This window comes from Paraburkholderia caffeinilytica (genome assembly GCF_003368325.1).
Classification (GTDB): domain Bacteria; phylum Pseudomonadota; class Gammaproteobacteria; order Burkholderiales; family Burkholderiaceae; genus Paraburkholderia; species Paraburkholderia caffeinilytica.
Genome location: NZ_CP031466.1, coordinates 3,379,941 through 3,406,359, shown reverse-complemented (window position 1 = coordinate 3,406,359; position 26,419 = coordinate 3,379,941). Strand labels below are relative to the sequence as shown.

The following is a 26,419-nucleotide window of genomic DNA, read 5'->3' as shown; positions in this document are numbered from 1 at the left end:
CAACGTATCCATCCTCCAATCATGCATTACTTGAACCTGCCCGTCCGCTCATTGGCCTCCGGCAACTGCCGCGTCTCACGCAATGACTTTGGATGCCACAAGCGCGCGCCGCCTTCGATCCCCGCATCGTTCGATACGGTTGCGACGTTCGCGGGCAACTTGAACGCCAGCCGCGCCGCATTGCCACCGCCAATCCACAGCTTGTCGTAGTTCACCAACGCATCGAGAATTCCGATCACCTTCTGGACCCGGCGATTCCACCGCTTGTTTCCGGCCTTCTCGCGCGCCGCCTCACCGACGTACTCGTCGTACGCCACGCCCTTCTTGCTGACCGGATGATGGGCAAGCTCGAGGTGCGGCATCAACTCGCCGTCGCGGAACAGCGCCGTGCCCGCGCCCGTGCCAAGCGTCAGGACGAGTTCGATTCCATGGCCTTCGATCGCGGCAAAGCCCTGCATCTCCGCGTCGTTGATCATGCGCACCGGCAGACCGCCGAGGCGCTGCGCCAGTGAATCCGCGAGCGGAATGTCGTGCCAGCCTTCAACGCCAAAATGCGGCGCCGTCAGAATGCGGTTGTTGCGCACCACACCCGGGAAGCCAATCGACATCAGCGTGGGCGGCTCCTTGTCGACAAGCGGCTCGACCAGTTTCACCAATGCATCCACCAGTTGCTCCGGCGTGCACGGATGCGGCGTCGCCACGCGCAAACGCTCGGTTTTCATCTGTCCGTCCGCATCGATGATCGCGGCTTTCAGGCCGGTGCCACCGACATCGATCGCCAGAATCCGCTCGGTACTGCTCTTGACTTTCGTTTTACGCGTGCCCACGGTATCCCCCGATTGTGTTGGTGCGCCTCATGTCATGGAGAGTCACTTCTTTTCGACAGCATTCTGCTTCAAAGGCCGCCATGCGTGGCCGTCGCGTGCGAGCAGGGCGTCTGCTTCAGCAGGCCCCTCGCTGCCGGCTGCATAACCGTGTACCGGCAGCGCGCCGCCGGTCTTTGGGTGCAGTACGTCGTCCACCGCGCACCAGCTCGTTTCGATGCTGTCGGCGCGCTGGAACAGCGTCTCGTCACCCAGCATGCAGTCGTACAGCAAGGTCTCGTAGCCGACGTTGGCCCGCTCGGCAAAGAAATCCGCATAGTCGAACGACGACTGCACCGCGCCGATCTGCATCACCGGCCCCGGCGTCTTCACATTGAAATCGAAATTCGTGCCGTGCGCGGGATCGATGCGCAAGGTCAGCACATTCGGCGTGAGCGCGTCGACCGGCGTGTCGCGGAACAGACGGAACGGCACCGGCTTCAGTTGCACCGAGATCTCCGTGCGGCGCGCGGCGAGCCGCTTGCCGGTGCGCAGATAGAACGGCACGCCCGCCCAGCGCCAGTTTTCGATGTGCACACGCGCGGCGGCGTAGGTTTCGGTCGTGCTGTCCGGCGCGACGTCCGGTTCCTCGCGATAGCCGACGCCCGCCGCACCCTTCTCGTATTGACCAAAGACGACGTCGTTCGCGCTCAGCGGCTGGATCGCGTCGAAGATCTCGGCCTTCTTGTCGCGCACGGCTTCGGCGTCGAACGAGTTGGGCGGCTCCATCGCCACCATGCCGAGCAACTGGAACAGGTGGTTCGGCAGCATGTCGCGGAACGCGCCGGTCTGTTCGTAGAACTTGCCGCGTCCCTCCACGCCGATCGTTTCGGCTGCGGTGATCTGCACGCTGTCGATATATTCGCGCCGCCAGATCGGTTCGAACAGCGCATTCGCAAAGCGCACCGCGAGAATGCTCTGCACGGTGTCCTTGCCGAGAAAGTGATCGATGCGATACACCTGCGACTCGTCCGCGTACGACAGAATGTGCGCGTTCAGATCGCGCGCCGAAGTGAGATCGGTGCCGAACGGTTTCTCGATCACGATGCGGCGGAAGCCGCCCGTATTGCCCTTACCCGCGCCCTCGCCTTCTTTCAGCAAACCCGCTTTGCCGAGATGCTCGACGATCGGTTTGAAGAAGCGCGAACTGACCGCGAGGTAAAAAATCACGTTGCCGCCCGGCGATTGATCGAGCGTTTGCTTGAGCTTTGTGAACGTGTCGTCGGTTTCGAACTCGCCGGCCATGTATTCGAGCCGTTGCGCGACCCAGTTCCACGCAGCGTCGTCGAGCCTGCCGGCGTGGAAAGTGCTGGCTTTGTCGGCGGCGAACTGTTGCAGCGACTGATGCAAGTCCTCGCGCCACTCGCTCGTCTCGCGCTCGCCGTGATTCACGCCGATGATCTTCATGCCGCTGTCGAGCAGGCCGTCCACCGCGAGGTTGTACAGCGCGGGCATCAGCAGCCGTTTGGTCAGGTCGCCACCCGCACCGAAGATCACCAGCGTGCAAGGCGGCGCAGGCCGCTTGCCGGCCGGCGACGACGGCGCCTCATGCGGACCCGCGCTGACTTTGCAACTGGGTTCGTGAAGGGCGGAAGTTGGGGTGTTCGGGGTAGTCGACATGGGATTCGCTTAAGGAAGCCAATGGAACGAACGTGGCGGTAGATGAAAGTGCTACTTGGTCACCGCCGTTACCAGCGCGGGCGCCGGTTCGGGCGCCGCCTCGGGTGGGCAGGCGGGCGCAGGCGCCGAAGTCGACATCGGCATAGGCGCCCGGTCCGGCTCGCCTGCCAGCGGCACATTGCCGGATGCGCCTATCGCTCTCGGTTGCAGGAGCAACGCCACCAGCCCGCTCCAGCCGGTTTGATGCGACGCGCCCACGCCACGCCCGTTATCGCCATGAAAATACTCATGGAACAGCACGAGATCGCGCGAACGCGGGTCGGCTTGCAAGAGCGGATACGCGCCCATCACCGGACGTTCGCCGTTCTTGTCCTTCAGGAACAGGGTGGTCGCCCGGCGCGCCAGTTCGTCGCCGATTTCGTTGAGCGAAAACTTCTGCCCTGAACCGGTCGGATATTCGACGCGGAAACTATCGCCGTAGTAACGATGAAATTCGTATAGCGATTCAATCAGCAGATAGTTCACCGGCATCCACACCGGCCCGCGCCAGTTCGAATTGCCGCCGAACACCCGTGTGTCGGATTCGGCCGGCAGATACTTGACGGTCACGCGGGTGCCGTTGTGATTGAACTCGAAGGGATGATCGCGATGGAATCGCGACAGCGCCCGCACGCCGTGATCGGAGAGAAATTCGCTTTCGTCGAGCGCGCGGCGCAGCAACGCTTTCATCCGATGCCCGCGCAGCAGCGAGAGCAGAAGCGCATTGCCTTTGCCGGGCTCGTTCCAGCGCGAGACCAGCTTCGCCAGATCGGGGCGATGTTCGAGGAACCAGACGAGCCGCTCGCGCAGACCCGGCAAGTGACCATGCAAACGCTCTTCGAGCACGTGCACCGCGAAAAGCGGAATCAGGCCGACGATCGAGCGCAGGCGCATCGGAATATTGCTGCCGTCGGGCAGGCGCAATTTGTCGTAGAAGAATTCGTCCTCGCTGTCCCACAGACCGGTATCGCAACCGTCGTCGCAACTCACGGCCTCGGCGATATACAGGAAGTGCTCAAAAAACTTCACGCCGATATCGACGAACACATGGTTCGCATACGCGAGTTCGAGCGCGATCCGCATCAGGTCGAGCGCGTACGCCGCCATCCAGGCGGTGCCGTCGGCCTGATCGATGTGACCGCCGGTCGGCAGCGGCGACGAGCGGTCGAAGATGCCGACGTTGTCCAGTCCGAGAAAACCGCCCTGAAACACGTTACGGCCGTCCGCATCCTTGCGGTTCACCCACCACGTGAAATTCAGTAGAAGCTTGTGGAATACGAGCTCCAGAAAATCGCGATCCGCCTTGCCGGTCAACGCGCGGTCGATCTCATAGACGCGCCACGCGGCCCAGGCATGCACGGGCGGATTTGCATCGCCGAGCGCCCATTCGTAGGCAGGCAACTGGCCGTTCGGATGCTGATAGCGGTCCTTCACCAGCAGCAGCAATTGACGCTTGGCAAATGCGGGATCGATCAGCGCGAACGCGGCCGCATGAAACGCCAGGTCCCATGACGCGTACCACGGATACTCCCACTTGTCGGGCATCGACACGATGTCCGCGTTGCACAGATGCCGCCAGTCCACATTGCGGCCGCGTTTGCGGGACTCGGGCGGCCTGGGTTGCAGCGGATCGCCGTCGAGCCAGCGCTGCACGTCGTACTGATAGTACTGCTTGGACCACAGCATGCCCGCGAGCGCCTGGCGCTGCACCAGGCGTGCATCGGGATCGTCGATCTCGTGTTGCAGCGCGCCATAGAATTCATCGGCCTCGGCGAGGCGGTGAGCGAACACCGCATCCGCATCGAGTTGCGCGTCATCGGGACTCGACTGCGGGCGCCAGCGCATATAGACCACGGCGCGGCCATGCGGGCCGAGTTCAATCGACGCGTGCGCGCCCGCCTTGGTGCCGGCGTCGCGTCGGATCGCCTGTTCGTCGCCGTGGACGAGATAGTCGTTGAAGCCGTCCTTGAACGGACCCGTGCCCGCCATGTTGAACAGGCGCTTGACGTTGGTGTCGTTTTCGCAGAACAGCCACGCTATCTGCGGCGCGTCGTTCGACCACGCTGTCACGACGATCGGATCATGGCCATGCTGCTTGCCGACCACTTGGACTTCACCGTTGTGGTCGTTGCTGACGACGAGCGAGGGCTTGTCCTTGTTCTCCTTCCACGACCACGAATTGCGCGCCCAGATCTGCGGCAGCACGTCGAGCGAGGCCGCCTCGTCCGCGCGATTCTCGATGGTCACGCGCATCAGGATGTCGTCCGGTGCATGCTTCGCGTATTCGACCTGCACGTCGAAGTAACGGCAATCGTCGAACACGCCGGTGTCGAGAATTTCGTATTCCGGCATGTCGCCGTCACGCCGCGCGTTTTCCTGCACCAGGTCTTCGTAGGGAAAGGCAGCATGCGGGTACTTGTAGAGCATCCGCATATACGAATGCGTCGGCGTGCCGTCGACGTAGAAGTACAGCTCCTTCACGTCCTCGCCGTGATTGCCCTGCGCGTTCGTGAGGCCGAACAGACGTTCCTTCAGGATCGGGTCCTTGCGGTTCCACAGCGCGAGCGACACACACCAGCCGAGTTTGTCGTCGCCGAAACCGGCAATGCCGTCTTCGCCCCAACGGTAGGCGCGGCTGCGTGCATGGTCGTGAGGAAAAGAATCCCAGGCGGTGCCGTCCGCGCTGTAATCCTCGCGCACCGTGCCCCACTGACGCTCGCTGAGATACGGCCCCCAGCGCTGCCAGTGGGCACAGTCGGCGGAGTGCAGACGGGAGCCTTCGATCGTGTCGAGCAGATTGGCAGCGCGCAGCGGTGGCATGACTACATCCTTGCGTCGGGCCTAGCGGTGGGACTCACATCGTAGCGCGGTTTAGGCGGCGATGGGCTCCCACCGGGCAAGCAGGTTTTCGATGCGCAGCAACTCCCCCAGCGACCACGCCTGAAACGGCGTGCCGGCGGGCGCGTGCGGCGCGTCGCCGTCGGCGATTTCGGAGAGATGGTCGAGGCCGGCGTGATCGAGATGCGCGTACAGCGGATCGAGAAAACGCGCTTTGGCTTGTGCACGGGCGTCCGGCTCGGCGCCGTGAACCCGCAGCCATGCTTCGACGAATGGGCCCAGCAGCCATGGCCAGACGGTCCCTTGATGATAGGCGCCATCGCGCTCGAGCGGCGTGCCGCCATAGTGGCCGCGGTAGGCGGGATCGGACGGAGCGAGCGTTCTGAGGCCGAGCGGCGTGAGCAGGTGCGCTTCGACCTGATCGACCACCGCGCGCGCCGCCGTGCCGTCGAGCAACGGAAACGGCAGGCCGCCTACGGCGAAGATCTGGTTCGGGCGGATCGAGCGGTCCACGGCACCTTTCACGAAATCCACGTCGACGTTATCGACGAGCGCTTGCGTCGACGGATCGGTAAAACGTTCATGAAACGCTTGCAGCGCTCGGTCGGCAGGTTGCTGCCATTGCGGATTCCACGTTGCTGCAATGCGCAATGCGTTGATCCAGAGCGCCTGCACTTCCACGGGTTTGCCGATGCGTGGCGTGACCACCCAATCGCCCACCTTCGCATCCATCCACGTGAGTTGTACGCCGGGTACGCCGGCGTTTAGCAGGCCGTCGTCGGTGGAGGCTTTGATGTTGAAGCGCGTGCCGGTCGTGTAGCCCGTAAGGATGGTGTCGACTGCCTGTTGCAGGCGCGTCCGGGTGCCGCCGTTCGCGTGGTTTGTCGCCAGATAGTCGTGCACGGCGATGACGAACCACAACGATGCATCGACGGAGTTGTATTCCGGCGTATCGCCATAATCGGGGAAACGATTCGGCAGCATGCCTTCGGACAAGGTGCCCGACCATTCGAGCAGGATCGCTTCGGCTTCGTCGAGCCGGCCTGTTGCGATCAGCAGGCCGCGCATCGCGATGAACGTGTCGCGGCCCCAATCGGTGAACCATGGAAAGCCGGCGAGGATCGTGCGGCCTACGTTGCGCGCCACGACGTAGGCATCGGCGGAGCGTTGCAGGCGTGGGCCGAGTGCGCCGCGACGCTGTTGTTCGAGGTGCGCGAGTTCCGTTGCGTGGGGGGCGGCTGCTGGGGTGCTCGCCGGTTCCGTCGCCGACTCGGGGGACGCTGAGGACGCGATCGACGCGCTGAGGATCATCACCGCTTCGCCATCGGCGAGATTGAAGCTGAACACGCCGGGCGTGGCGAGGTCCTCACTGAAGTCGAGGCCGCGCTCGCGCTCGCGAACGTAGCAGAAGTTTCGGTACCAATCAGGCGCGTGCGTGTAGACCCCGTTGGTAACGGCGTTGATGACCGGCAGGTCGCCATAAGGTTGCCAGCTTACGCACGCCTGATCGCTGCTCGTCTGCGCGTTGAAATTGAACGCCGGGTTTTCGTGGTGCAGTGCATGGTAGTCGCGCCCGGAGAGCAAAGGCCTGACTTTCAGATTGAACGCGCCTGCGGCATAAGTTGCTTCTGAACCTTCCAGCCGCCAACGCAAAACCGTTTCACGCGTTGCCTTGCTGACGAACACTTCCGCTACCAGCGTCATAAGCGGATCGAGTTGCAAACGCCATGTCGGCCAAGGGTCGGTGTCGAACGCGAGAAGACTCGCCGTCAGGTCCGGATAGATCACGTCCGGCACGTAGCGCTGCATGCTCAACGGATAACGCTTGCCGTCTGCTTCGAGCCATGCTTCGACACCGTTGACGAGCACCACGCGCCCGCCCGGCGCGCGCGTGGCCGTGAGCAACAACGCCTGATAACGCCGCGTGCGCAGCGTGCCGACGGTTCCCGAAGCGAAGCCGCCGAAGCCGTCAGCCTCGAGCCATTCGTCTTCGAGACGCGTCATGTCGAAAGGTCTTTCGATGCGTGTCATGGACCTACCAGAATAGGCGGAGCGCAAATCGTTCGGTGTGCCAAGGCTTCAGCCATATGGCGCTAACGTGACCATTCTCCTGCTTACTGCTTTCCATTTCCTTTCGAATAACCGACATCGCGACACAAGTCTATCCGCTCGCAAACGTTTCACAATTATTTCTCGAAAGGAATGGAGACTGCATCCGCCGCCACACATTGGATGCAGACATGAGAACAGATTCCCGCCTGGCCAGCGCCGTTTTCGTTGTACTTGCAACTTTCGCGTTGAGCGGCTGCGGCGCCGACGACTCGGCCCCGGCTTCAACGTCTTCATCGCCAGGCACCACCAATAACGCTGCTGCCGCGCAAAGCGCCACGACAGTCCCAGCAGCTGGAATGCTCAACGCATCAGCACCACTCGCAGCCGACCCTGCAACCGCGTCTGACGCCATCACCCAAAACATGCAGGCCAGCCTCACCGCAGACAGCCGGCAAGTCGCGCCCGTGATGCATTACGCACCGGGCGACAACGCCAATAGCAACTGACCCGATTCCCCGAGCGTGCGCGAGGCGCGCTATTCTTTCTCCACCCGCAGAAGGTGATATTCGATGACATCAAATAGCCGTCGCCGTTTCCTGCAGACCGTGGCTTCATCCGCCGGCGCTGCCGCCGCGCTGACCGCGCTGCCCGAGTCCATTCGCAATGCGCTTGCCGTGCCGGCGTTTTCGCGCACCGGCACGATCCGCGATGTCGAGCACATCGTCGTGTTCATGCAGGAGAACCGCTCGTTCGACCACTACTTCGGCCATCTGCGCGGCGTGCGTGGCTACAACGACCGCTTCCCGATTCCGCTGCCGGGCGGCAAGCCGGTGTGGTATCAACCGTCGAAGGAAGATCCGACCCAACCGGTGCTGCCGTTCCATCTGAATACGGCGACGACCAGCGCACAATGCGTCGGCGATCTTGACCACACCTGGTACAAGACCCATGCCGCGATCGACGGCGGCCGCTACGATCAGTGGCCCGCGAACAAGACCGACATGACGATGGGCTATCACCTGCGCAGCGACATTCCGTTTCACTACGCGCTGGCCGATGCATTCACCGTCTGCGACGCCTACTTCTGCTCGCTGCCGGGACCGACGCACCCGAACCGCTCGTATCTGATGACCGGCATGGTCGATCCGACCGGCACGCTGGGCGGCCCGCTGCTCGACAACGCCGATTTCGTCGACGGCGACGGTCCGCCGAACTATCAGTTGCTTTCGTGGACCACGTACCCGGAACGCCTGCAAGCCGCGGGTATTTCGTGGCAGGTGTATCAGCAGGGTCTGACGGGCGCCGATCCGTTGAACGGCAACTACGGCACCAACGTCCTGCAGAACTTCGCGAACTTCATCAATGCACAGCCGGGTTCGCCGTTGTATGAACGTGCGCAAACCGTGCGCACCATCGACGACCTGAAGGCCGACGTGCTGGCCAACAAGCTGCCGCAAGTGTCGTGGTTGTGCCCGCCGGCTGCCTACTCCGAGCACCCGAGCTATACGCCCGCATACGGCGCGGAATACACGTCGCAGATTCTCGATGCGTTGACGTCGAATCCCGAAGTGTGGAGCAAGACCGTGCTGTTCATCATGTACGACGAGAACGACGGCTTCTTCGATCACCTCGTGCCGCCACAACCGGCGACGACGCCGGCGCAAGGCCAGTCGACGGTCAGCACCGACGGTGAAATTCACAACGTGGTGAATCCGGCGCGCGGCGGCAGCTACACCGCGGACGGCTTGCCCTACGGCCTCGGCCCGCGCGTGCCGATGACGGTCGTGTCGCCGTGGACCAAGGGTGGTTTCGTGTGCTCGCAGGTGTTCGATCACACGTCGGTGATTCGCTTCATCGAAACGCGATTCGGCGTGTACGAGCCGAACATTACGCAATGGCGCCGTGCGGTGTGCGGCGACCTGACGACGGCGTTCGATTTCCGCACGCCGGACTCGAAAGTGCCGCCGCTGCCGGACACGAGCAACTACAAGAGCATCGCCGACAACCAGTGCGCAACGCAGCCGAAGCCGACTGTGCCCGCAACGCCGGGGGCGATCGATCCGCAGGAAAGCGGCATTCGTTTCGCCCGTGCATTGCCGTATGAGTTGCATGTAAACGGTCACGCGGATGTGAAGAAGAACACGTTCGAGATCGTGCTTGCCAACAGCGGCGATCAAGGCGCGCATTTCTATGTGTACTCGACGAATCGTACGGATGGTCCGTGGCGCTATACCGTCGAGGCCGGCAAGTCGCTCAACGAGACCTTCGATCTGACGACGACGAACGGCGTGTATGCGTTCGAGGTGTTCGGGCCGAATGGCTTCGTGCGCAAGTTCGCGGGCAATACGCAGCAGGCAGCGGCGCAAACGGCGCAGGCAACCTCGGGCGGACACGGCAACGGCAAGCCCGCACAGCCGGAGATCAAGGTGCAATACGATGTTGCGAACGGCAATGTGTTTCTGAAGTTCAGCAACAAGGGCGGCGGTGTTGCGCGGTTGACGGTGACGGATAACGCGTATGGCGCGCGGACGCGTCCGGTGCTGGTGCCGGCCGAGTCGCATATCGAAGAGGCGTGGGTGCTGTCGTCGAGCCATCACTGGTATGACTTGACGGTGACGAGCAATGACGATCCGAGCTTCTCGCGTCGTGTGGCTGGACACGTTGAGAATGGGCGGCCGAGTATTAGCGATCCGGCGGCGGTGGCGCCGGTGTTGGTGGTGAATTAAGGGCGGGCGGAGATGGGTGGGCTTCGGTTGAGCGGTTCGTTTTTTGGGGTGCTTGATCGAAGCTCAGTTGCGAGGCTGTTGCTCAGCATAGGTAGCATTTGACGGGGGCTGGGTTTCGATCGGACGATTCGCTAACGAGAAGGTTGATCGAAGCTCAGAGGTTTGATGTCGTTGCTCTGAGGGAACGGTGCATCCGTCCTAGGCCGAATGGCCAAAGCTTGATAGTTAGCTTAACAAAGTGAATTTTAAGAAAGCGGCACGCTTATACTTTAGCGGTCGTCAAAACAAAGACGATCGGGTTTGAGAGCCCGCATGCTATTGCCCATTCAACCTGTCATGCAGGTAGTTTGCCTCTGTGCGTCCGTTTAATGGGCGAGCCGTGGCGAGGGAGCCGCAAGGTTCGCCGGCTCTGGGATAGCACCGGTCTCTCAACCTCGCTACGTGCCCGCCCACCCGTTTGCAGCGAGTGTCGGGCGATTTCGAGAATCAACCGGAAATCGCGCCATGAGCAAACCCGCTGAAGCCCCATTTATGAATCCGCGTCTTTCGGTGAAGCCCGCTGAATATAAGCGACTTGCTGGAGAAATATTGGAAGCAACCCGCACGTATGTGGAACGGCTTTCATCGCTGGCTATGCTTGCCCGGACACTGCGCAAAGGCATCGCGATGAACCATTGCGACCGTCGTGACCAGATGTTGCTTGCGGAGTTGTTGGAGCAGACGGCGCATCAATATGAAACCGACGCGAACATCGAGCGAGGAAGAATGTCGGTCGTGATGGCCGATGCGGAAGAAGCGGAATCGAATGCTGCGCGCCGCAGGAAGGGGATGGGTGAATCAGTGGTGCCGCGCACGAGAACACGCAGGAAGCTCGACGCTGGTGTAACAGCATCGGCGTAATGCGCGGCAGCGCTCTGCAAGAATCGGCGGATGGCGTTACAGTGAATCTCCGCAACTGCTTGCCGATGGAGACACCATGGACCGCGAAGCATTCACTGAAAGCCTGACGAAAGACGGATTCCCTGAGGCCGTCGTTGTGACGCGGGAGGCGAACATCACGATGGATGTGCATGAACATTCATTCGAAGCGAAAGCGTTGATTCTGGAAGGGGAGTTGCACATCCGCGTGGGCGACGAAGAGCGAGCGTATAAAGCCGGCGACGTCTTCCACTTGCCAGCTAACAAACTGCATTCAGAGCGTTACGGACCGAGTGGTGTGACGTATCTGGTGGGAAGGAAGTAGGCGGGCGCGACGACCCAGCGGTAGACGCGAGACTTAGATGCTTCATCGGCCAATGCAAACGACGGTCGAAGCGCTGATGCTGTCTTTGTTCGGCTTGCCTTGCTCGTCAAGCGTTCCCATGTCGCGCTCCATGTCGGCAGTCAGTGCGGTGTGACACATCGCTATTGCACCAATCCTGCAAGGCTGCCCGCACGTCTTCGACAACCGCGTCCCACTCACCCAATCGGCGCTGACGGAACAGGCGCATGGATGGATACCATGGACTATCCGTTCTATCGACTAGCCACCTCCACTCCGAATAGGCTGGCTGAAGCACCCAGACGGGCTGGCCAGCAGCGCCTGCAAGATGTGCAGCAGATGTATCTACTGTGATAAGCAGATCAAGCGTTTCAAGTATTGCGAGTGTATCGGTAAAGTCCTCAATCAGCGGTCCCAAGATGTGCACGTCGAATTCGTCGGCTATGGATTTTCTGCCTTCCTCACCATCTCCTTTTTGGACTGAAAACCAGGCTATATGCGGCAATGCAAACAACGGTCTCAGCATCTCCAATTGCATCGATCGGAAGCGATCATTGTTCGTATTCGGGCTACCCTTCCAGACGAACCCAACGCGCCGTTCGTTTGCACATGCCGTGCGCGGAGCGGTCGCCTCGAAATAGGTGCGCCAGTGCTTACGTCGCTCCTGCGTTGTCGTGAGATATGGCATGGCAACTGGGAGCATTGATATTTGCAAATTCATGTACTCTGGTATCCGCATCATATAAGACCAGTACTCGTATGGTCCATTCGGTACGGTGGGATACGTGTAGACCGTTCGCACGCCGGTCATGCTGGCAGCAATTCCGGCGAGTGGTGGATCGACAAGTACATCGACTGTTGCGCCTTGCTGGCGTAACCACTCGACGAACCTAAGGAACTGTATCTGGTCGCCAAATCCCTGGTGGAGTGCGTACAAAAACCGGCATCCCGTCAGGGGTTCGCCATTCCACTCGGGGAAGTCAGGGCGAATCAATTGGTTGGAAACCGACGGGTACGTGTAGAAGATCTTATGTTGCTTCCACCCTTCGTCAAAATTACCCAGAACAAGCTGGACACATGAGACAAAATACTGCACGCTCGTGCCCGAATTTTCCGGCCAAAGACGCGCCGCTTGCATTGCGTATGAGGAACATTCTTGGGCCAACCCGCACATCCATAATGCCCTTGCCGCGTTGTAGTGCAGAAAATGGTTATCAGGATCGACCGACAGTCCCTGCTTGGCGATCTTCAATCCATCGTCATAACGGAAGTTCTCGTTCAACACGCCAGATATAAGTCTCAGCGCTTCGGCATCGTTTGCATAGCGGCTGCTCAATTGCTCTACCACGTCGTCAATCTTATCCTCGCGCTCCGTTTTGACCAATGCGACGATTAGGTCGAGACCGTCCTGCAAGCTCGCCGGGTTTGGCGTCCACGCACGAAAAAGATAACTGCCGGTACCAGAGGTTTCTATTAGTTCTGCGTTGATCGATGCATCGTTATTTGAGGTGGAAGATTTTGACATTTAGGGAATTTCTATTGACCAATTTTTTTCTTGTGCGTAGACCTGAAGGTGCGCCCCTATGATCGCCAAGTGCGATCCAGGGGCGCTACTACTCGTCAAACCAGCTTGACTCGGCTTATTTCGTATAGGTCGCCGTGAGCGTGCTGCTCAGATTCGATTGCGCGCCTATGATGAGGTAATAGGCCCCCGCAACCGGATTCGCGATCGTACAGGTCGCGGCGTTGCTGTTCCCCATACCTGCCTGGCACTCAGGGTGAAGCACAGAAGGTGTGCCAACCCGGGTATACAACCAGGCAGATTCCGTGGCATTCGACGGCTTCAACGTAACAGTCATGCCCTTTACGCCGGCCGGCACATCCAGTGCGAAGTACAACATGTCGCGATTTTTCGCCGAAACCAGGGTGGGTACATTGACCGAGAAATCCTGGACGGTAGGCGGGAGTACTGAGAATGGACGAGTCAGTGTGCTGGTAGCGCCATTACTATCGGTCACTTTCAACGTGATCTTATAGTTGCCAGCATAGTCGAAATTGACGTAAGGATTGACGGATTGTGTTCGCACCACATCAGGATCACCGGTGCCAAAATTCCACGCCCACGACTTGATGGGTGCTCCCCTCGCAGCAGACAGGTCGGTGCACGTGACTTGCATCACGTTCGGCGCTTCCGAGCAAGTAAAATCCGCTGCCGCTGGAATCTTCCCTGACTTCGCAGCGGCGATTGTCGCAGTTGCATCAAGAATGCCCGCGCCCAAAGACCGGGTCCAGTCAAACGTCGCTGGAAAAGGCTGGGCGTTCTGCTGAATCAGGGCTCGCATTTCGGCCGCGCTCAATGGAGTAGGTGCCACCGACTGGGCAAGTGCAACAACACCGCTTACCATAGGCGCCGACATCGACGTGCCATTCTGATATGAATAGCTCTCCACGCCAGGGGTGGAAGTTCCACTGTTATAGGTAGACAAGATCCAATCACCCGGTGCGGCTATATCGACGACCGGCCCATAATTCGAATCATAGTAACGAACACCACTGCGAGCGGAGTTGCCTACCGTAATAACGTTATGGCAGTTCGCCGGTTGATATTTCGCTGCATCGTTGGCCTCGTTCATCGCAGCGACCACGACGACAGCACCTCGACTGGTGGCATAATCGATTGCAGCCTGCATCGTTGCGGAACACATCCCGTATCCACCAAGGCTGGCATTGATGACTTTCGCCGGATGAGGATTGGCGGGCACCCCCTGGACCATTCCGCCGGCCGCCCACATAATTCCATCTACGACATTGGATAGGCTGCCGTTGGCGCATCCGTTCAACACCCGCGCCGAAACGACCTTCGCGGCGGGCGCGACGCCGGCGATCCCGATGCCGTTATTGGTTACCGCAGCCATGATGCCCGCGACATGTGTGCCATGCCACGTAATCGAGCAGGTGTAACCGGACGGCACCCCTGTATCCCTACCATCTCCGCCACGTGTTTCATAGGTGAAGTCATACCCAGGCAAAATATTCGCGTCCAAGTCGCTATGGCTAGTGACGCCGCTATCCACCAGACCGATCACACCCCCTGCGCCGCTCGTCATGGCCCATGCGCCCTCCGCGCGTATACCTTTTGTCGATTGCCCCGGGTCAAGGTCCGACCCTAAGCCCCACTGGGAGCTATACAATGGATCATTAGGAGCCGATGCACCGGACATTGGTGTATCTGGTTCCACATATTCAACGTCAGGGTCCGAAGCAATGGCACGCATAAATGCTTTTGCTTCGGTCGACGTTAGCTTGCGCTCTGTTGTCACCACATCCGAGCCGATACCCATGCGCCGCAGATGGCGTGCCCGGGAGGGGAGTGCACCAGTCAGGCGATCGAGCCGAGACTGCACTGCTGCCGTTGACCCACGTTCGGATGTGCCTGACTTGTACTTGACAATGAAGCGATCAACAGATGCGTCCGCCGACAAACTGCTCGCGTTCATCTTCAACGACATGGCTAAAGGTACGGTTGCCGATTTCGCTGCCAAAGCCGCATTTGCTTCCAGACTCTGAGGCGCTGTCGACGACGGTATTCCGGAAGACGTCGAATCGCTCCCGCTATGTCCGCCGCATGCAGCAAGTGCAAGCGAGACACAGGCAACGCCTGCAAGTATTCGAAATGTTTTAGCTCTTGACCACAGCGTACCGACGCCGTTGATAGTTTCGCGGCGAAAATCCCGTTCGCTTCCTCGTCTCTTCTTTTGCATGCCTCTCTTACCTCACACAAACCGCAAAAGGATTACCCCATTTTTTGTTCTGATGTTGCTGCCGCAATCGCGACTGCTTCCCGACTTTTCGCGCAACCTCGGTGCGGGTCGCATCTTTTTTTCGGAAAATTCTGAGTGACCGATCAGCACCGGAGCATATTCGCCATTACGTCTCGCCACCTACAATCAGCGGGCTAGCTCTGTAATAATCTGTAATCCATAAGATTAAATAGCCGAGGTGAGTGGCGCCATCAGAAATGTCTATTTATCAATTGGGATAAATCATCGGACGATGTACGACTGTGAGTGAACTGTTGAGGCAATAAAAAAGCGCGATTGCTCGCGCCTTCTTCATTGCTGCGGCGTGGTGGCCGCTAGTACTGGTCCGTGCAGCGCGGCCATCCGCTGCCCGCCCGCCAAGTCCGCATAGTCTTCTGCTGAATCGTACCAGTCCGCATGCACGATCGAATCGTACGCGTGGGGACGGTGCGATCTCGACTCTCTCGCCACAGGCTGTCCTATAAAGCACCCCAAGGAAAGAGGTCGTCGCCGCTAAAGGCAAGAATTCTCACGCCCCCAACAAAACCCCAGTCCTAAAAGCCGTCTTCCCAGTCACCCGCCCCAAAGGCGCCCCAGCCGTCACAAACCGAATCGCGCGTCGCATATAAAACACGCCCTCAGTATTGCTACAAAGCGTAGTTGTCTCGTCAGTCAACGGATCGACGATATCGAACAAAGGCTGTCCGATGCGAATCGTGTCTCCGATCTTCGCGCGGTGAATCAGAATTCCGCTAACGGGTGCATAGAACTGTTCGCTGCCAGCTAGCGGCGTCGCAGGCGCCAAAAGCTCAGGCAACGGCTTAACCGCATCAACCCGAATCGCCTTTCGCCAACCAAGATAATCCACGATCGCGTCCGCATCCTCTTGCGCGACTTCATAAGAAACATCCCGTTGCCCACGACACTCCACCGTCACCGCAATCGTCCCATTGGGCACAGGCTTGGTAGCAGGCATTTCCTGCTGCAGCTTCCACCACAACAAGCTATGCGTCTCATCAAACGACTCACCGCCCGAGTTAGTCGCCAGCAACGAAGCCTGCGCGCCCAAATACCGTGACAAAGGCTCGAACTCAGGCCACGCGGCCTCACTGGTATAGAGATGCATCGCCGCTTCCAAAGAGCAATGCAAATCGATCACCACATCCGCATCGAAAGACAGCTTCAGCAAGGCCAATTGCAGCGACTCGAACTCGGTCAACGGTTTCTGTTCAGCCAGTTCAGCAGCGATCAACTCGCGAACAATCCGCCGATTCTCCTCGGCATCCGAACCCAACGCATCCTTAGCCCGCTCCACCAGTTTCGAAAACTGCATGAAGTGCCGATTGAAGTTCTTGCCGCTGCCGAGATCGAAGCGCCCGAGAAACTGCCCAAGCACGTACTGCCCAAGTCCGACAGGATTCGCCACCGGCACCAGCACGATTTCCGCGTTCAGCGCGCCCTGCTTCTCCAGTTCGAGCAATCGACGCTTAAGCAAAACCGTCGTCAACATCGCCGGCGTTTCGTCAGCATGCAGCGACGACTGGATATAGATCTTTTGACCGCTATCCGCCGGACCAAAATGAAACGACACCAGTTCGCGGTGCGTGCCAATCGCTGGCGAGAGAAGCGGAATCGATTGCTTGTTCATAAGAGCAGGAGGTCTGAAAAAAGAAGTAAAACGGAAAATCAATTGCCGTACGGATCGAAGTCGAAGTACTTCTTCGCGATCTGCATGTAGGTACCGTCCTTGCGCATCGATGCAATCGCCTCGTTAATGGACGCCTGCACCGCAGTCTCATCCTTGCGCAAACCGATCCCCACGCCACGATCGCCCATCGAAAGCGGCTCGCCGGCAAACGCAAAGCCCTTCCCCGCCGGCGTGCGCAAAAAACCGTAGTCGGCTTCGACGGAACCGAGCAACGCGCCGTCAAGCCGGCCGTTCTGCAAGTCGGCGAACACCTCCTCCTGACTCTTGTACGCGACCACCTGCACGCCAAGCGGCGCCCAATTCTTCAGCGCATAACTCTCGAACTGTGTGCCCGACTGCACGCCGATCTGCTTGCCGGCCAACGCATTCGTTCCGCCCGCGAGCGCTGAACCCTGGCGCGCGATCAGCCGCGATTTGAACTGAAACAGCTTCGACGAAAACAGGATCTGCTGCTCGCGCTTTTCGGTGATCGCCATCGACGAAAGAATCGCGTCGATCTTGCGCGCCTGCAGCGCCGGAGTCATCCCCGAGAACTCGAGTTCGACCCACTGGCAATGCGCATGGATGCGCCGGCAGATTTCGTTGCCGAGATCGACGTCGAAACCTTTGAAGCTGCCGTCGGGCGCCTTGGCGTCCATCGGCGGATAGGTCGGATCGATACCGAGGCGCAACGTGGCGGGGTCGGCGGCAAACGCACCACAGCTGAAAGCCAGCGCGGCGCTCAAGAGCATCAGCGGAATTTTCATGGGAGACGGGTGTGAGTTGGGCGGATGACTACTGGGCCATCCTATGCCGTCGCCGCGCTTCAAAGAAGCACCGAAAGTAATATCATGATCACTTTTACCGATCACCGAGACTCTTCATGGCGTTGACGATCTCCCAGCTGCGCGCGTTCACCGCCATTGCCGAGCACGGCAGCATCCGCGCGGCGTCGCGAGCGCTCGGCATCGCCCAGAGCGGCATCACGCAGCAGTTGCAGAACCTCGAATCGATGCTGGGCGCGACCTTATTCACCCGCACGAACCGCGGAATCGCGCTGACCGCCCTCGGCCAGCGCCTGTTGCAGCGCGCCGGTGCGATTCTCGGCGAATGCGAGCGCGCCGAACAGGAAGTGCAGCAATTGCGTGGCGACTATGCGGGCGAGGTCACGTTCGGCATGACCACCGAGCCGCTCATCGACGCCTTTGCCCCTGTGTTGATGGAGTTCCGCGCGCGCTTCGAGCGGGTCGCGGTGCATTTGCGCACCGGCACATCGCGCATGATGATTTCGTGGATTCGCGAAGGCACGCTCGATTTCGCTGTCGCGCTAGTGTCGAAACATACCGACACGGCCGATCTGTCCGTGACGCCGCTCTATCCGTCCGATCCGGTGATCGTCTGCCGTCGAGGTCATCCGAAAGCCGGTGCGACTTCGCTGGCCGAACTCGTCGATTGCACGTGGGTGGCCACGCGCTCGCCGAATCTCACCGACGATCCGCAGGTCAATCGCCTGAACCATCTGTTCGAAAGCAGCGGCTTGCCGTCGCCGAAAATCATCGCGACGGTGGAAGGGCTGTACGAAACGCTGCATCTGGTTGGCGCGACGGATTGCCTGTCGCTGGAGTCGTCGATCGTCGCGAAACGCGGACCGTTTGCGAGCACGCTCACGTCGATCAATGTGCACGAGCGCGCGATCGAACAGAACGTGTGCCTGCTGCAACGCGCGGCGATTCCCGTCACGCCCGCCGCGCAGGAACTCGCGACGATGATTGCGTCGTACACGCGCACGGTGCGGGCGCGATGAAGCGGGAGGCTTGATGCCGCAATTCCAGCCAGGTGGGTATGAGCGTGCTCAGTCCGGCGTTTCGAGCGCGATCAATTCCTCAATGGTTTGCCGACGCCGGATCAACCGCGGCTTGCCGTTCTCCAGCAACACCTCGGGCGCCAGCGGCCGGCTGTTGTAGTTCGATGACATCGACGCACCGTACGCCCCGGCGTCATGAAACACGATGAAGTCCCCTACTTCCGGCGCCTGCATGGAACGGCTCGTGACGACGCCGCCGGCCGCCTGCGTGAACACATCGCCCGCTTCGCACAACGGTCCGGCCACCGCGAAGGAACCAACCGGCGCTTCGCTCGGCATGCCGTTGCCTTTCACCACCGTCATCTCATGATGGCTACCGTAAAACGACGGCCTCATCAGATCGTTGAAGCCCGCATCGACCAAGGCGAACTGCCGGTTCGGCCGCCGGTTCAGCGCGTGCACCTCGGCAACCAGCACACCGGCTTCGGCGACCAGAAAGCGCCCTGGTTCGATCTCCAGTCTCACGCCATGCCCGAGATGCGCTTCGATCTGCCGCCGCGCCGTGTCCCAGAGATGGAAATAATGCTCGACGTCGATCCGCGGCTCGCCCTCGCTATACGGTACCGACAAACCGCCGCCCGCCGAAATCGCTTCGATATCGTGCCCCAAGCCTTGCACCGCTTCGACCATCGCATCACACACTCGCGATAGGTGCATATAGTCGACGCCGGAGCCGATGTGCATGTGCAACCCCACCAACTTCAGGCCGTAACGCCGCACCATGGCGATCGCCAGCGGCACGTCGTCGAGCCAGATGCCGTGCTTGCTATGCTCGCCGCCGGTGTTGGTCTTGTTGCTGTGTCCGTGGCCGAAACCGGGATTGATCCGCAACCACACACGGTGACCTTCAGGCGCATGCTCCCCCACACGTTCAAGCATATCGAGCGACCCGGCGTTGACCGTGATGCGATGCTCGATCACGGCGGCCAGCGTCGCGTGATCGATGAGATCCGCTGTAAAGACGACGCCTTCGGGATCGCCATCCGGCGTGAAACCCGCAGCGAGACTGCGCGCGATTTCGCCCAAGGACACGGCGTCGACCATCGCGCCTTCGTCTCGCATCAGCTGAAGGATGTGCACGTTCGAACACGCCTTCTGCGCGTAGCGGACCACATCGAAGCAACGCAACTCGGCGATACGCTGACGAATCACGTCGGCCTCATAGATCCAAAGAGGCGTGCCGTGCTGTCGAGCGAGTTCGACAAGTTGCTGTGGATTGAAAATGGTCACGGTGCTCGGTTCCCTGTATCGAAGCATGGGTTTGAGCAACATGATGCCGAGAACCGATCATTCAGTAAAATACCTATTTTTCGCCAATCCATTCATTCCTGATATACATACCATGGTGCTCACTCATCGACATATCGAAGTCTTCCGCGCGTTGATGACGGCAGGCAGCGTGACCAAAGCGGCCGAGATGCTCTTCACCTCGCAGCCCACAGTGAGCCGCGAACTCGCGCGCATGGAACAGAGCATCGGCTTTGCCTTGTTCGAACGCGTGCATGGTCGCTTGCGTCCAACCATGTCCGCGCTGACGCTGTTCGATGAAATCAAGCGCGCGTATATCGGGCTCGAGCGAGTGGCGTCCACGGCGGCAAGCCTGCGCGAATTTCAGGGCGGCCAGCTATCCCTCATCGCGTTGCCCGCGTTCTCGCACTCGATCCTGCCAGGCGCATCGAGACGTTTTCACGATGCACAACCCGGCGTCAGCCTCTCGATCGCGACGCAGGAATCACCATTTCTCGAAGAATGGCTGACCGCGCAGCGCTACGACCTCGGCTTGACGGAACACGGCGCGCCGCCTGCTGGCACACGCCTGACGCCCTTGCTTGAAGTGGATGAAGTCTGCGTGCTGCCCGATGGGCACCCATTGCTCGCAAAGCGGGTGATCGAGTTGAAGGATTTCGCGAACCAGCCGTTCATCAGCCTGTCGTCGAACGATCCGTACCGGATTCAGATCGACGAAGCCTTCACGCAAGCGGGCATCGCGCGCCGCCAGATGATCGAGACGCCCACCGCCGTCTCCGTTTGCAGTTTTGTGCGGCAGGGTCTCGGTGTGGCCATCGTCAATCCGCTTACCGCGTTGGATTTCGTGGGCCGCAATCTGCATATCCGGCCGCTCGGCGTGTCGCTGCCGTTTCGCGTGAGTGTGGTTTATCCGGAGCATCGTCCGAGCCATCCGCTGGCGGGCGCCTTCGTCGCAGCGCTGCAAAGCGAGGCCGACGCGCTACGTCTACAGTTGAAAGCCCTCTCGAAACGTAAGCAGTAACGACGCGGTTCAACGATCGATTGGCGCCGCGCCGTGGAAGGTTTGTCGAGCCTAAAACTCGACCAAGGCAAAATCTTCCTTGCCCACATCGCACAGTGGGCAACGCCAGTCGGCCGGGACATCTGCCCAGCGGGTGCCCGGCGCAATATTCTCTTCCGGCAAACCGGCGGCTTCATCGTAGAACCAGCCGCAGATCACGCAGACCCATTGTTTGAAGTCGTCCGCAGACGCCGCGCTTTCTACCGCCGCATGCGGCGCATCGACCACGTGCGACGTTGGCGTCTCATCAAGGCTCACCACCAGCGGCGCGGCTGTCCCCACACTGCTTTCGGCGAGGCGTGCCTGCAGGCTTTCCAGCAACCGTTGCGCTTCAACTTGGGTCAAATCGATCCAGTACGGATCGCCGGCGCCGTCGTTGAGCCGTTCGGGAGAAAACTGGATTTCTACGGCTACGCCCTTCTTGTACATGGCAAATCGGAATATCGATGAAGCCGGCGGCTAGGGCCGGCATGGGTCGGATGCTTGGAGCAAAGGCTTCGTGGCGGGGTCAGGCGAACTGGTTCAGCACGATCGCTGCGATCAGTCCCGCAGCGCCGATGAGACCCAGCAGTTGCAGCAGAGTGAGGGATTTACGGGATGCGGTGGGGATGTGTTGCGTAGTCACGAGGTGTTCTTAAAGATCGGAAAAAGCGAAATGGTACACGGATTGAAGGCTGAGGCATCTCGATTGGCGCAAACCTCGGCGTGTTAGACGCCATTATCGCTGCTCGACCGGCCCGGATTCTCTACCGAGTGGAGATGGATTCATTCTCCACCGGACGGAAAGCCGCCTACGAAACAGCTGCCTCGCCAGCATGCTCGGACACCGCCCCCACGATCGCGGCAACGGTTGCAGCATCATCAGGTATTCGACAATGGATTGCCGTGACGCGAATCCCAGAAGCGGATCACCGCGGCGCCACCCGTTCCGGCACCCACCACCTGGTCCGGCGCGCCACTCTCTCGCAGCAAAGCGCGTAGATCATTGATAACCGGAAACACCTCGTGATTCCAGTCCGCGCCCTGCGAATCGTGCGCGCGTTGCTCCGCTTCGACGATTTCGCGGTCTTCCTTGAAAATGCGTTCGGTGAACCACACGAGCAGCGGCCACGCGAGATTCAGCACGCCAGGAATGCCGGGTTTGCGAATCGACAGCAGGCCAAAGGTCCGGTTCGTACGCTGCTCGCGATCGAGCGGCACGTAGATGATCCACAAATCCATCACCAGCGTCTGGTCAGACGTGCGGATCTGCAGCGTCTGATACGGATACTCGGTTCGGATCGTCATCACGTCCTTGTCGTTGTCGCCACCGGTCTTGCGGCTTTGGCCGAACACGATCGCTTCGCCGATCGGCTGCTGGCCGGCCATGCGCGCAAACGTGTAATCGACTTCGACCCAACCGTCACCGCGCCGCCGGCCCAACGAGCGCGCGCGCATCTGACCCATCTGCCGGCGATGCAGGAACTGATGGTTCATGTCCATCAGGTTCTCGTGCATGAACGAGTAGTGGCAATTCACCGGGCGGCCGAAACGGCGCGTCTTGTACTTCTTGTCGGATACGGAGCCGAACGCGGGTAGCGGCCGTTCTTCGGCCAGCTCGGCATTGCCGGGAAACACGAAAATCAGGCCTTCGACTTCGCGGCACGGGTAGGAACGCACGCCATTGGGCAGACGTTCGCGGCCCAGGTACGGCACATCGATGCACGTACCCGAACAGTCGTAGGTCCAGCCGTGATAACCGCAGCGGATCGATTCGCCGTCCACCACGCCCTGATGCAACGGCACCTGACGATGTGCGCAACGATCTTCGAGCGCGAATACCTTGCCGGACTCCGTACGCGCGAGCACGATCGGCTCACCCGCGAACGTCACACCATGCGTCTTGCCCCGCTTCACCTCATGCGACCACGCGAGCGGATACCAGTAATCAGGGTGAATACCGACGCGGCGCAGATCGCGCACCTGGGCTTCGTTGGCGGCCTGATCCGGCGCGTGTGGTTTCGCACCTGTTGAGACGTTAGTTTGCGCGGCTGCATGAGCATGCGGCGCATCGACTGACGCATCGACGGTGTCTTGTTCGAGCGGGGGAACAGCATGCATACGTGGAGCCTCCGTGCACGAGCGGATGGAAGGTTGCCGCCCTGCAATTCGCGGGCCGACATCGCGTTACAGTCTACTCGAACCCGAAGCGGCATGGTTCCGCTCACGGCAAGGCACACCCTGCTGCGCAGCCGATGGGCGCAATCGCGCCTATCGGCCACCCTGCATGCGTCAAATAAGGCAAACGGCGGCTAACTTTCGTCGCGCGTCACGAGTCCGGAGCGGCGTTGCACGCCCCACGAGCGTCCGCCACGCAGGAAATGCAGCCAGCCGAGCAGTGCGCCGACATGCCGCACCAGTTGGAACGTGAACGGCTCGGCAATCGCCGCGAGCACCGCCATCCACAAACTGGAGCCGGTGCGCTCGCCAGTCCAGCGGCGGTACAGATGGATGCACCAGAGATAAAACGCGAGGTCGATCGCGGTCTTGAGGCCGATCACGCTGAAAATCGACACGACGATCGCGCCATGCCCACCGAACAGAAAGCCGAGCAGCAGTGCGAAGGCAGTCAGCCCGTAGATCGGCTGCATCGTATCGACGGCCTTGACCGGCAGCATCAGCATGCCCAGCGTGCCGTAGCGCGGATTGCCGGTCATGTCGCGGTTCCAGTATTGCGTTTGCAGGAAGCCCGCGAACCAGCGACGGCGCTGCCGCAGGAAACTGCCGAGGTTGTCCGGCGCATCGGTATGCGCATGGGCATCGCCGACTACGCGCACGTCCCAGCCGAGACCATGATCGACCGAATAGCGGCGCAGCCGATGAATCAGTTCATAGTCTTCGACAAGACATTGCGGATCGAAGCCGCCCACGTCGACTAGCGCGTCGCGTTTGAACGACGCGAAGGCGCCGGAAATCAGCAGCAGACTATCGGCGCGCATCCACGCAAAACGGGCGATGAAGTTGCGCATGTACTCGTAGGTCTGGAACCACTGGAACACGCGGCCCGAAACCGATTTGCCGCACACCGGCACCAGAATGCCCGCCGCCGCGACCAGCTTCGGCTCGCTCGCGAAGGCGGCGCGCATCGCGTAAGTGGCGTCGTCGTCGAGCAGCGTGTCGGCGTCGACGGTCATGACGGTCTCGGTGGTCATGACCGTGATGGCCGCGTTCAGCGCGCGCGGCTTGCCGCCGTGCGGCAGGCGCAGCCAGTACAGATTCGGGTACAGCGAACTCGGCGCGCTCAGCACGCCGTCGGCTGCGGCAACCAGGCCGAAGCGTTCGGTGAGCAGCGCGTGAGTGGCGTCGGTTGAACCGTCGTCGGCGATCACAATCTGCGCCGGGCCATGCGTCTGGCGCAGCAGCGCGGCGAGCGTCACCGGCAGTACCGCCGCCTCGTTATGCGACGCGACGATCACACCCATGCCCGGCAAGTTGCGCGCATCGAAGTCCGGCTCGAGCGGCGGCGTGGGCCGCATCAGCGGCAGCGTTTTCCAGGTGACGAACGCGAGCAGCAACGTGTCGTACACGACATAGGCAATGCCGGTCGACCACGCCACCACGCCTTGCAGAAAGAATGCGCGGGCGAACAGCAGCAACCACAGCACGACGACGCTGAAATGAATCAGCGTGCTCGGCAGCGTAGTGGGACGCGGCAGAATGCGCGGCGATGCAAGGGCGAGTGCCTGTTCCAGAGTTTTCTTCAAAATGACTGCCGAGCCCGTCGATAGTGCGGTTATCAGATAGACAGCGAGAGAGAAAGCAGCGTGACGGTGCTTACGGCACCATGCGTTTCAGAACCGACTTGCGATCGATCCATTGATGCTTCAACGCGCCGCCGATATGCATCGCCAGCAACGCATACAGTGCGTAGCCGAGCCACGCATGCAAGGCGCCGAAGCGGTCGTGCAAGGTCTCCTTGAACGACGGATCGAGATTCATCACATAGCCGATTCGCGGCCAGGGCAACAGATTGAACAGACGCATCGGATGCGTGGCGGCATCTTTCCACGCGGAATCGTGCAGCCAGCCGGACAGCGGCAGGGCGATCATCAGCAGATACAGCAGGAAATGGGCAAGGTGCGCGGCGATCTTTTCCCACGACGGAAACTCGCGCGGCAACGGCGGCGGCTTGTGCGTCACGCGCCACAAGATGCGCATCAGCACGAGGCCGAGCACCGTGATGCCGATCGACTTATGGGTATCGACCACCGGACGCACCCAGTCGTCTGGCCATGATTCGGCGGTCAGGCCGAGTACGACATTGCCGATCATCAGCAGCGCGATCAGCCAGTGCAGCGTCATGGCCGTGCGGGTATAGCGCGACGGCGCCTGCGTGCCGGTCGAATCGATCAGGGAGTCGGCGTGAATATTCATCGGTCGTTCCGTCTGCAATGGGTTTTCTGGCGAAAGCTGTTTGAAAATTCGGCCATGCCGGAGCATGGCCCGGTCGCGACGCGGCTATGAACCAAACGCATTAGTGTGACGTTTTATTCCACGCGGCGCTTAGCGATGTGTTTCAGATTATTTCGACCGCGCGTGGCGAATCATTCCTGGAGCGCCGCCGCGACCCGAGTCCGCAAGGTCGGCAACACTTCCGCCTCGAACCACGGATTGCGCTTGAACCACGCGATATTGCGCGGCGAGGGGTGCGGAAGCGGTATGACGCTGGGACCGTAATCCCGCCAACGCAGCAGCGTATCGGTTAGCGTCGGCCCGGACGCGTCACCGAGGCCGAAACGCTGTGCGTATTGGCCAATCAGCAATGTGAGCCGCACTTCGCGCAACTGGGCGAGTAAGGCCTGATGCCAAAGCGCGGCGCATTCGGGGCGCGGCGGCAGATCGCCACTCGCCCCTCTGCCCGGAAAGCAGAAGCCCATCGGCACGAGCGCGAATTTCGAGGCGTCGTAGAAGGTCTCGTCGGAGACGCCGAGCCAGTTGCGCAAACGGGCACCGCTCGCATCGCTCCATGGAATGCCCGAAGCATGCACGCGCGCACCAGGCGCCTGGCCGATGATCAGAATGCGCGAATCGGCCGACGCCACGACGACCGGCCGCGGCGCATGCGGCAACACCGGCGCGCACACCGTGCAGGCGCGAATGTCGCGCAATAGCGTGTTCAGGGAAACGGGCTTCCTTGCGGTCATACCAGGGCGCGGGTCAGGATTGGGTGTGGCGCTTCAGAAAGCGATAGTGTCCCACGCCTCACTCGTTCCCATTGGCATAGCCGAACAACTCGGCCACGGCCATATAAAACATCCGCCATCGCTAAAACCACACCGTGGCGTCGCCCGCCCCCTATGTAAGCAAGCCAATGCACGCATT

19 protein-coding genes are annotated in these 26,419 nt (G+C 60.5%); 5 read left to right on the top strand and 14 right to left on the bottom strand.

Going from position 1 to position 26,419, the window contains the following annotated elements; genetic code table 11:
* Positions 1-26: 26 nt before the first annotated feature.
* Genes DSC91_RS14940 through DSC91_RS14925 form a run of 4 tightly spaced genes read right to left on the bottom strand, consistent with a single transcriptional unit; the run spans position 27 to position 7,391 of the window.
* Positions 27-827 carry an ROK family protein gene (locus tag DSC91_RS14940; protein ID WP_115779439.1) on the bottom strand — a complete coding sequence of 267 codons (801 nt, stop codon included), beginning with the start codon at positions 825-827 and terminating at the stop codon, positions 27-29.
* A gap of 42 nt (positions 828-869) precedes the next feature.
* A complete protein-coding gene (gene zwf, locus DSC91_RS14935) occupies positions 870-2,483 on the bottom strand; it encodes a glucose-6-phosphate dehydrogenase (RefSeq protein WP_115779438.1) in 1,614 nt (537 codons plus the stop codon).
* A gap of 51 nt (positions 2,484-2,534) precedes the next feature.
* The gene (locus tag DSC91_RS14930) at positions 2,535-5,342 is read right to left on the bottom strand and encodes an MGH1-like glycoside hydrolase domain-containing protein (protein WP_115779437.1); all 2,808 of its coding nucleotides are present in this window, start codon (positions 5,340-5,342) and stop codon (positions 2,535-2,537) included.
* A gap of 51 nt (positions 5,343-5,393) precedes the next feature.
* Entirely contained in the window at positions 5,394-7,391 is a 1,998-nt protein-coding gene (locus DSC91_RS14925; protein ID WP_115779436.1) for an amylo-alpha-1,6-glucosidase, read from the bottom strand.
* A gap of 590 nt (positions 7,392-7,981) precedes the next feature.
* Between DSC91_RS14925 and DSC91_RS14915 the strand changes: the two genes are divergently transcribed.
* From DSC91_RS14915 to DSC91_RS14905, 3 genes are all read left to right on the top strand, one after another.
* Positions 7,982-10,138 (top strand): phosphocholine-specific phospholipase C, encoded by a 2,157-nt coding sequence (locus DSC91_RS14915; protein WP_115779434.1) that lies wholly within the window; start codon positions 7,982-7,984, stop codon positions 10,136-10,138.
* Between the two features lie 504 nt (positions 10,139-10,642).
* Positions 10,643-11,038: a hypothetical protein gene (locus DSC91_RS14910; RefSeq protein ID WP_162831398.1), complete on the top strand. Its 396-nt coding sequence runs from the start codon at positions 10,643-10,645 to the stop codon at positions 11,036-11,038.
* Positions 11,039-11,114: 76 nt separating this feature from the next.
* A complete protein-coding gene (locus DSC91_RS14905) occupies positions 11,115-11,381 on the top strand; it encodes a cupin domain-containing protein (RefSeq protein ID WP_115779432.1) in 267 nt (88 codons plus the stop codon).
* Between the two features lie 106 nt (positions 11,382-11,487).
* Here the strand turns inward: DSC91_RS14905 and DSC91_RS14900 are convergent, their stop codons facing one another.
* The 4 genes from DSC91_RS14900 to DSC91_RS14885 form a co-directional block, all read right to left on the bottom strand.
* Positions 11,488-12,924, bottom strand: coding sequence for a glycosyltransferase family 9 protein (locus tag DSC91_RS14900; protein ID WP_162831397.1), 1,437 nt, complete (start codon positions 12,922-12,924; stop codon positions 11,488-11,490).
* Between the two features lie 115 nt (positions 12,925-13,039).
* Entirely contained in the window at positions 13,040-15,160 is a 2,121-nt protein-coding gene (locus DSC91_RS14895; RefSeq protein ID WP_115779430.1) for a S8 family serine peptidase, read from the bottom strand.
* 568 nt (positions 15,161-15,728) lie between these two features.
* Positions 15,729-16,847, bottom strand: coding sequence for a succinylglutamate desuccinylase/aspartoacylase family protein (locus DSC91_RS14890; protein WP_115779429.1), 1,119 nt, complete (start codon positions 16,845-16,847; stop codon positions 15,729-15,731).
* Positions 16,848-16,885: 38 nt separating this feature from the next.
* The gene (locus DSC91_RS14885; RefSeq protein WP_115779428.1) at positions 16,886-17,653 is read right to left on the bottom strand and encodes a transporter substrate-binding domain-containing protein; all 768 of its coding nucleotides are present in this window, start codon (positions 17,651-17,653) and stop codon (positions 16,886-16,888) included.
* 116 nt (positions 17,654-17,769) lie between these two features.
* On the opposite strand from DSC91_RS14885, the gene DSC91_RS14880 reads away from it, so the two are divergent.
* Entirely contained in the window at positions 17,770-18,690 is a 921-nt protein-coding gene (locus DSC91_RS14880) for a LysR substrate-binding domain-containing protein (RefSeq protein WP_115779427.1), read from the top strand.
* Positions 18,691-18,738: 48 nt separating this feature from the next.
* Here DSC91_RS14880 and lysA read toward each other — a convergent pair whose 3' ends face one another.
* Positions 18,739-19,974: a diaminopimelate decarboxylase gene (gene lysA, locus DSC91_RS14875; RefSeq protein ID WP_373291962.1), complete on the bottom strand. Its 1,236-nt coding sequence runs from the start codon at positions 19,972-19,974 to the stop codon at positions 18,739-18,741.
* Between the two features lie 121 nt (positions 19,975-20,095).
* Between lysA and DSC91_RS14870 the strand changes: the two genes are divergently transcribed.
* Entirely contained in the window at positions 20,096-21,019 is a 924-nt protein-coding gene (locus tag DSC91_RS14870) for a LysR family transcriptional regulator (protein ID WP_373291963.1), read from the top strand.
* Between the two features lie 51 nt (positions 21,020-21,070).
* Here the strand turns inward: DSC91_RS14870 and DSC91_RS14865 are convergent, their stop codons facing one another.
* The 5 genes from DSC91_RS14865 to DSC91_RS14840 form a co-directional block, all read right to left on the bottom strand.
* Positions 21,071-21,487, bottom strand: a complete 417-nt coding sequence (locus DSC91_RS14865; RefSeq protein WP_115779425.1) for a rubredoxin — start codon at positions 21,485-21,487, stop codon at positions 21,071-21,073.
* A gap of 432 nt (positions 21,488-21,919) precedes the next feature.
* Positions 21,920-23,158 carry an aromatic ring-hydroxylating oxygenase subunit alpha gene (locus DSC91_RS14855; RefSeq protein ID WP_115779424.1) on the bottom strand — a complete coding sequence of 413 codons (1,239 nt, stop codon included), beginning with the start codon at positions 23,156-23,158 and terminating at the stop codon, positions 21,920-21,922.
* Between the two features lie 191 nt (positions 23,159-23,349).
* The gene (locus tag DSC91_RS14850; RefSeq protein ID WP_115779423.1) at positions 23,350-24,801 is read right to left on the bottom strand and encodes a glycosyltransferase family 2 protein; all 1,452 of its coding nucleotides are present in this window, start codon (positions 24,799-24,801) and stop codon (positions 23,350-23,352) included.
* 70 nt (positions 24,802-24,871) lie between these two features.
* Positions 24,872-25,471 carry a cytochrome b gene (locus DSC91_RS14845; protein ID WP_115779422.1) on the bottom strand — a complete coding sequence of 200 codons (600 nt, stop codon included), beginning with the start codon at positions 25,469-25,471 and terminating at the stop codon, positions 24,872-24,874.
* 170 nt (positions 25,472-25,641) lie between these two features.
* On the bottom strand, positions 25,642-26,241 hold the full coding sequence (locus tag DSC91_RS14840; RefSeq protein ID WP_115779420.1) for a uracil-DNA glycosylase family protein: 600 nt from the start codon (positions 26,239-26,241) through the stop codon (positions 25,642-25,644).
* Positions 26,242-26,419 lie beyond the last annotated feature (178 nt).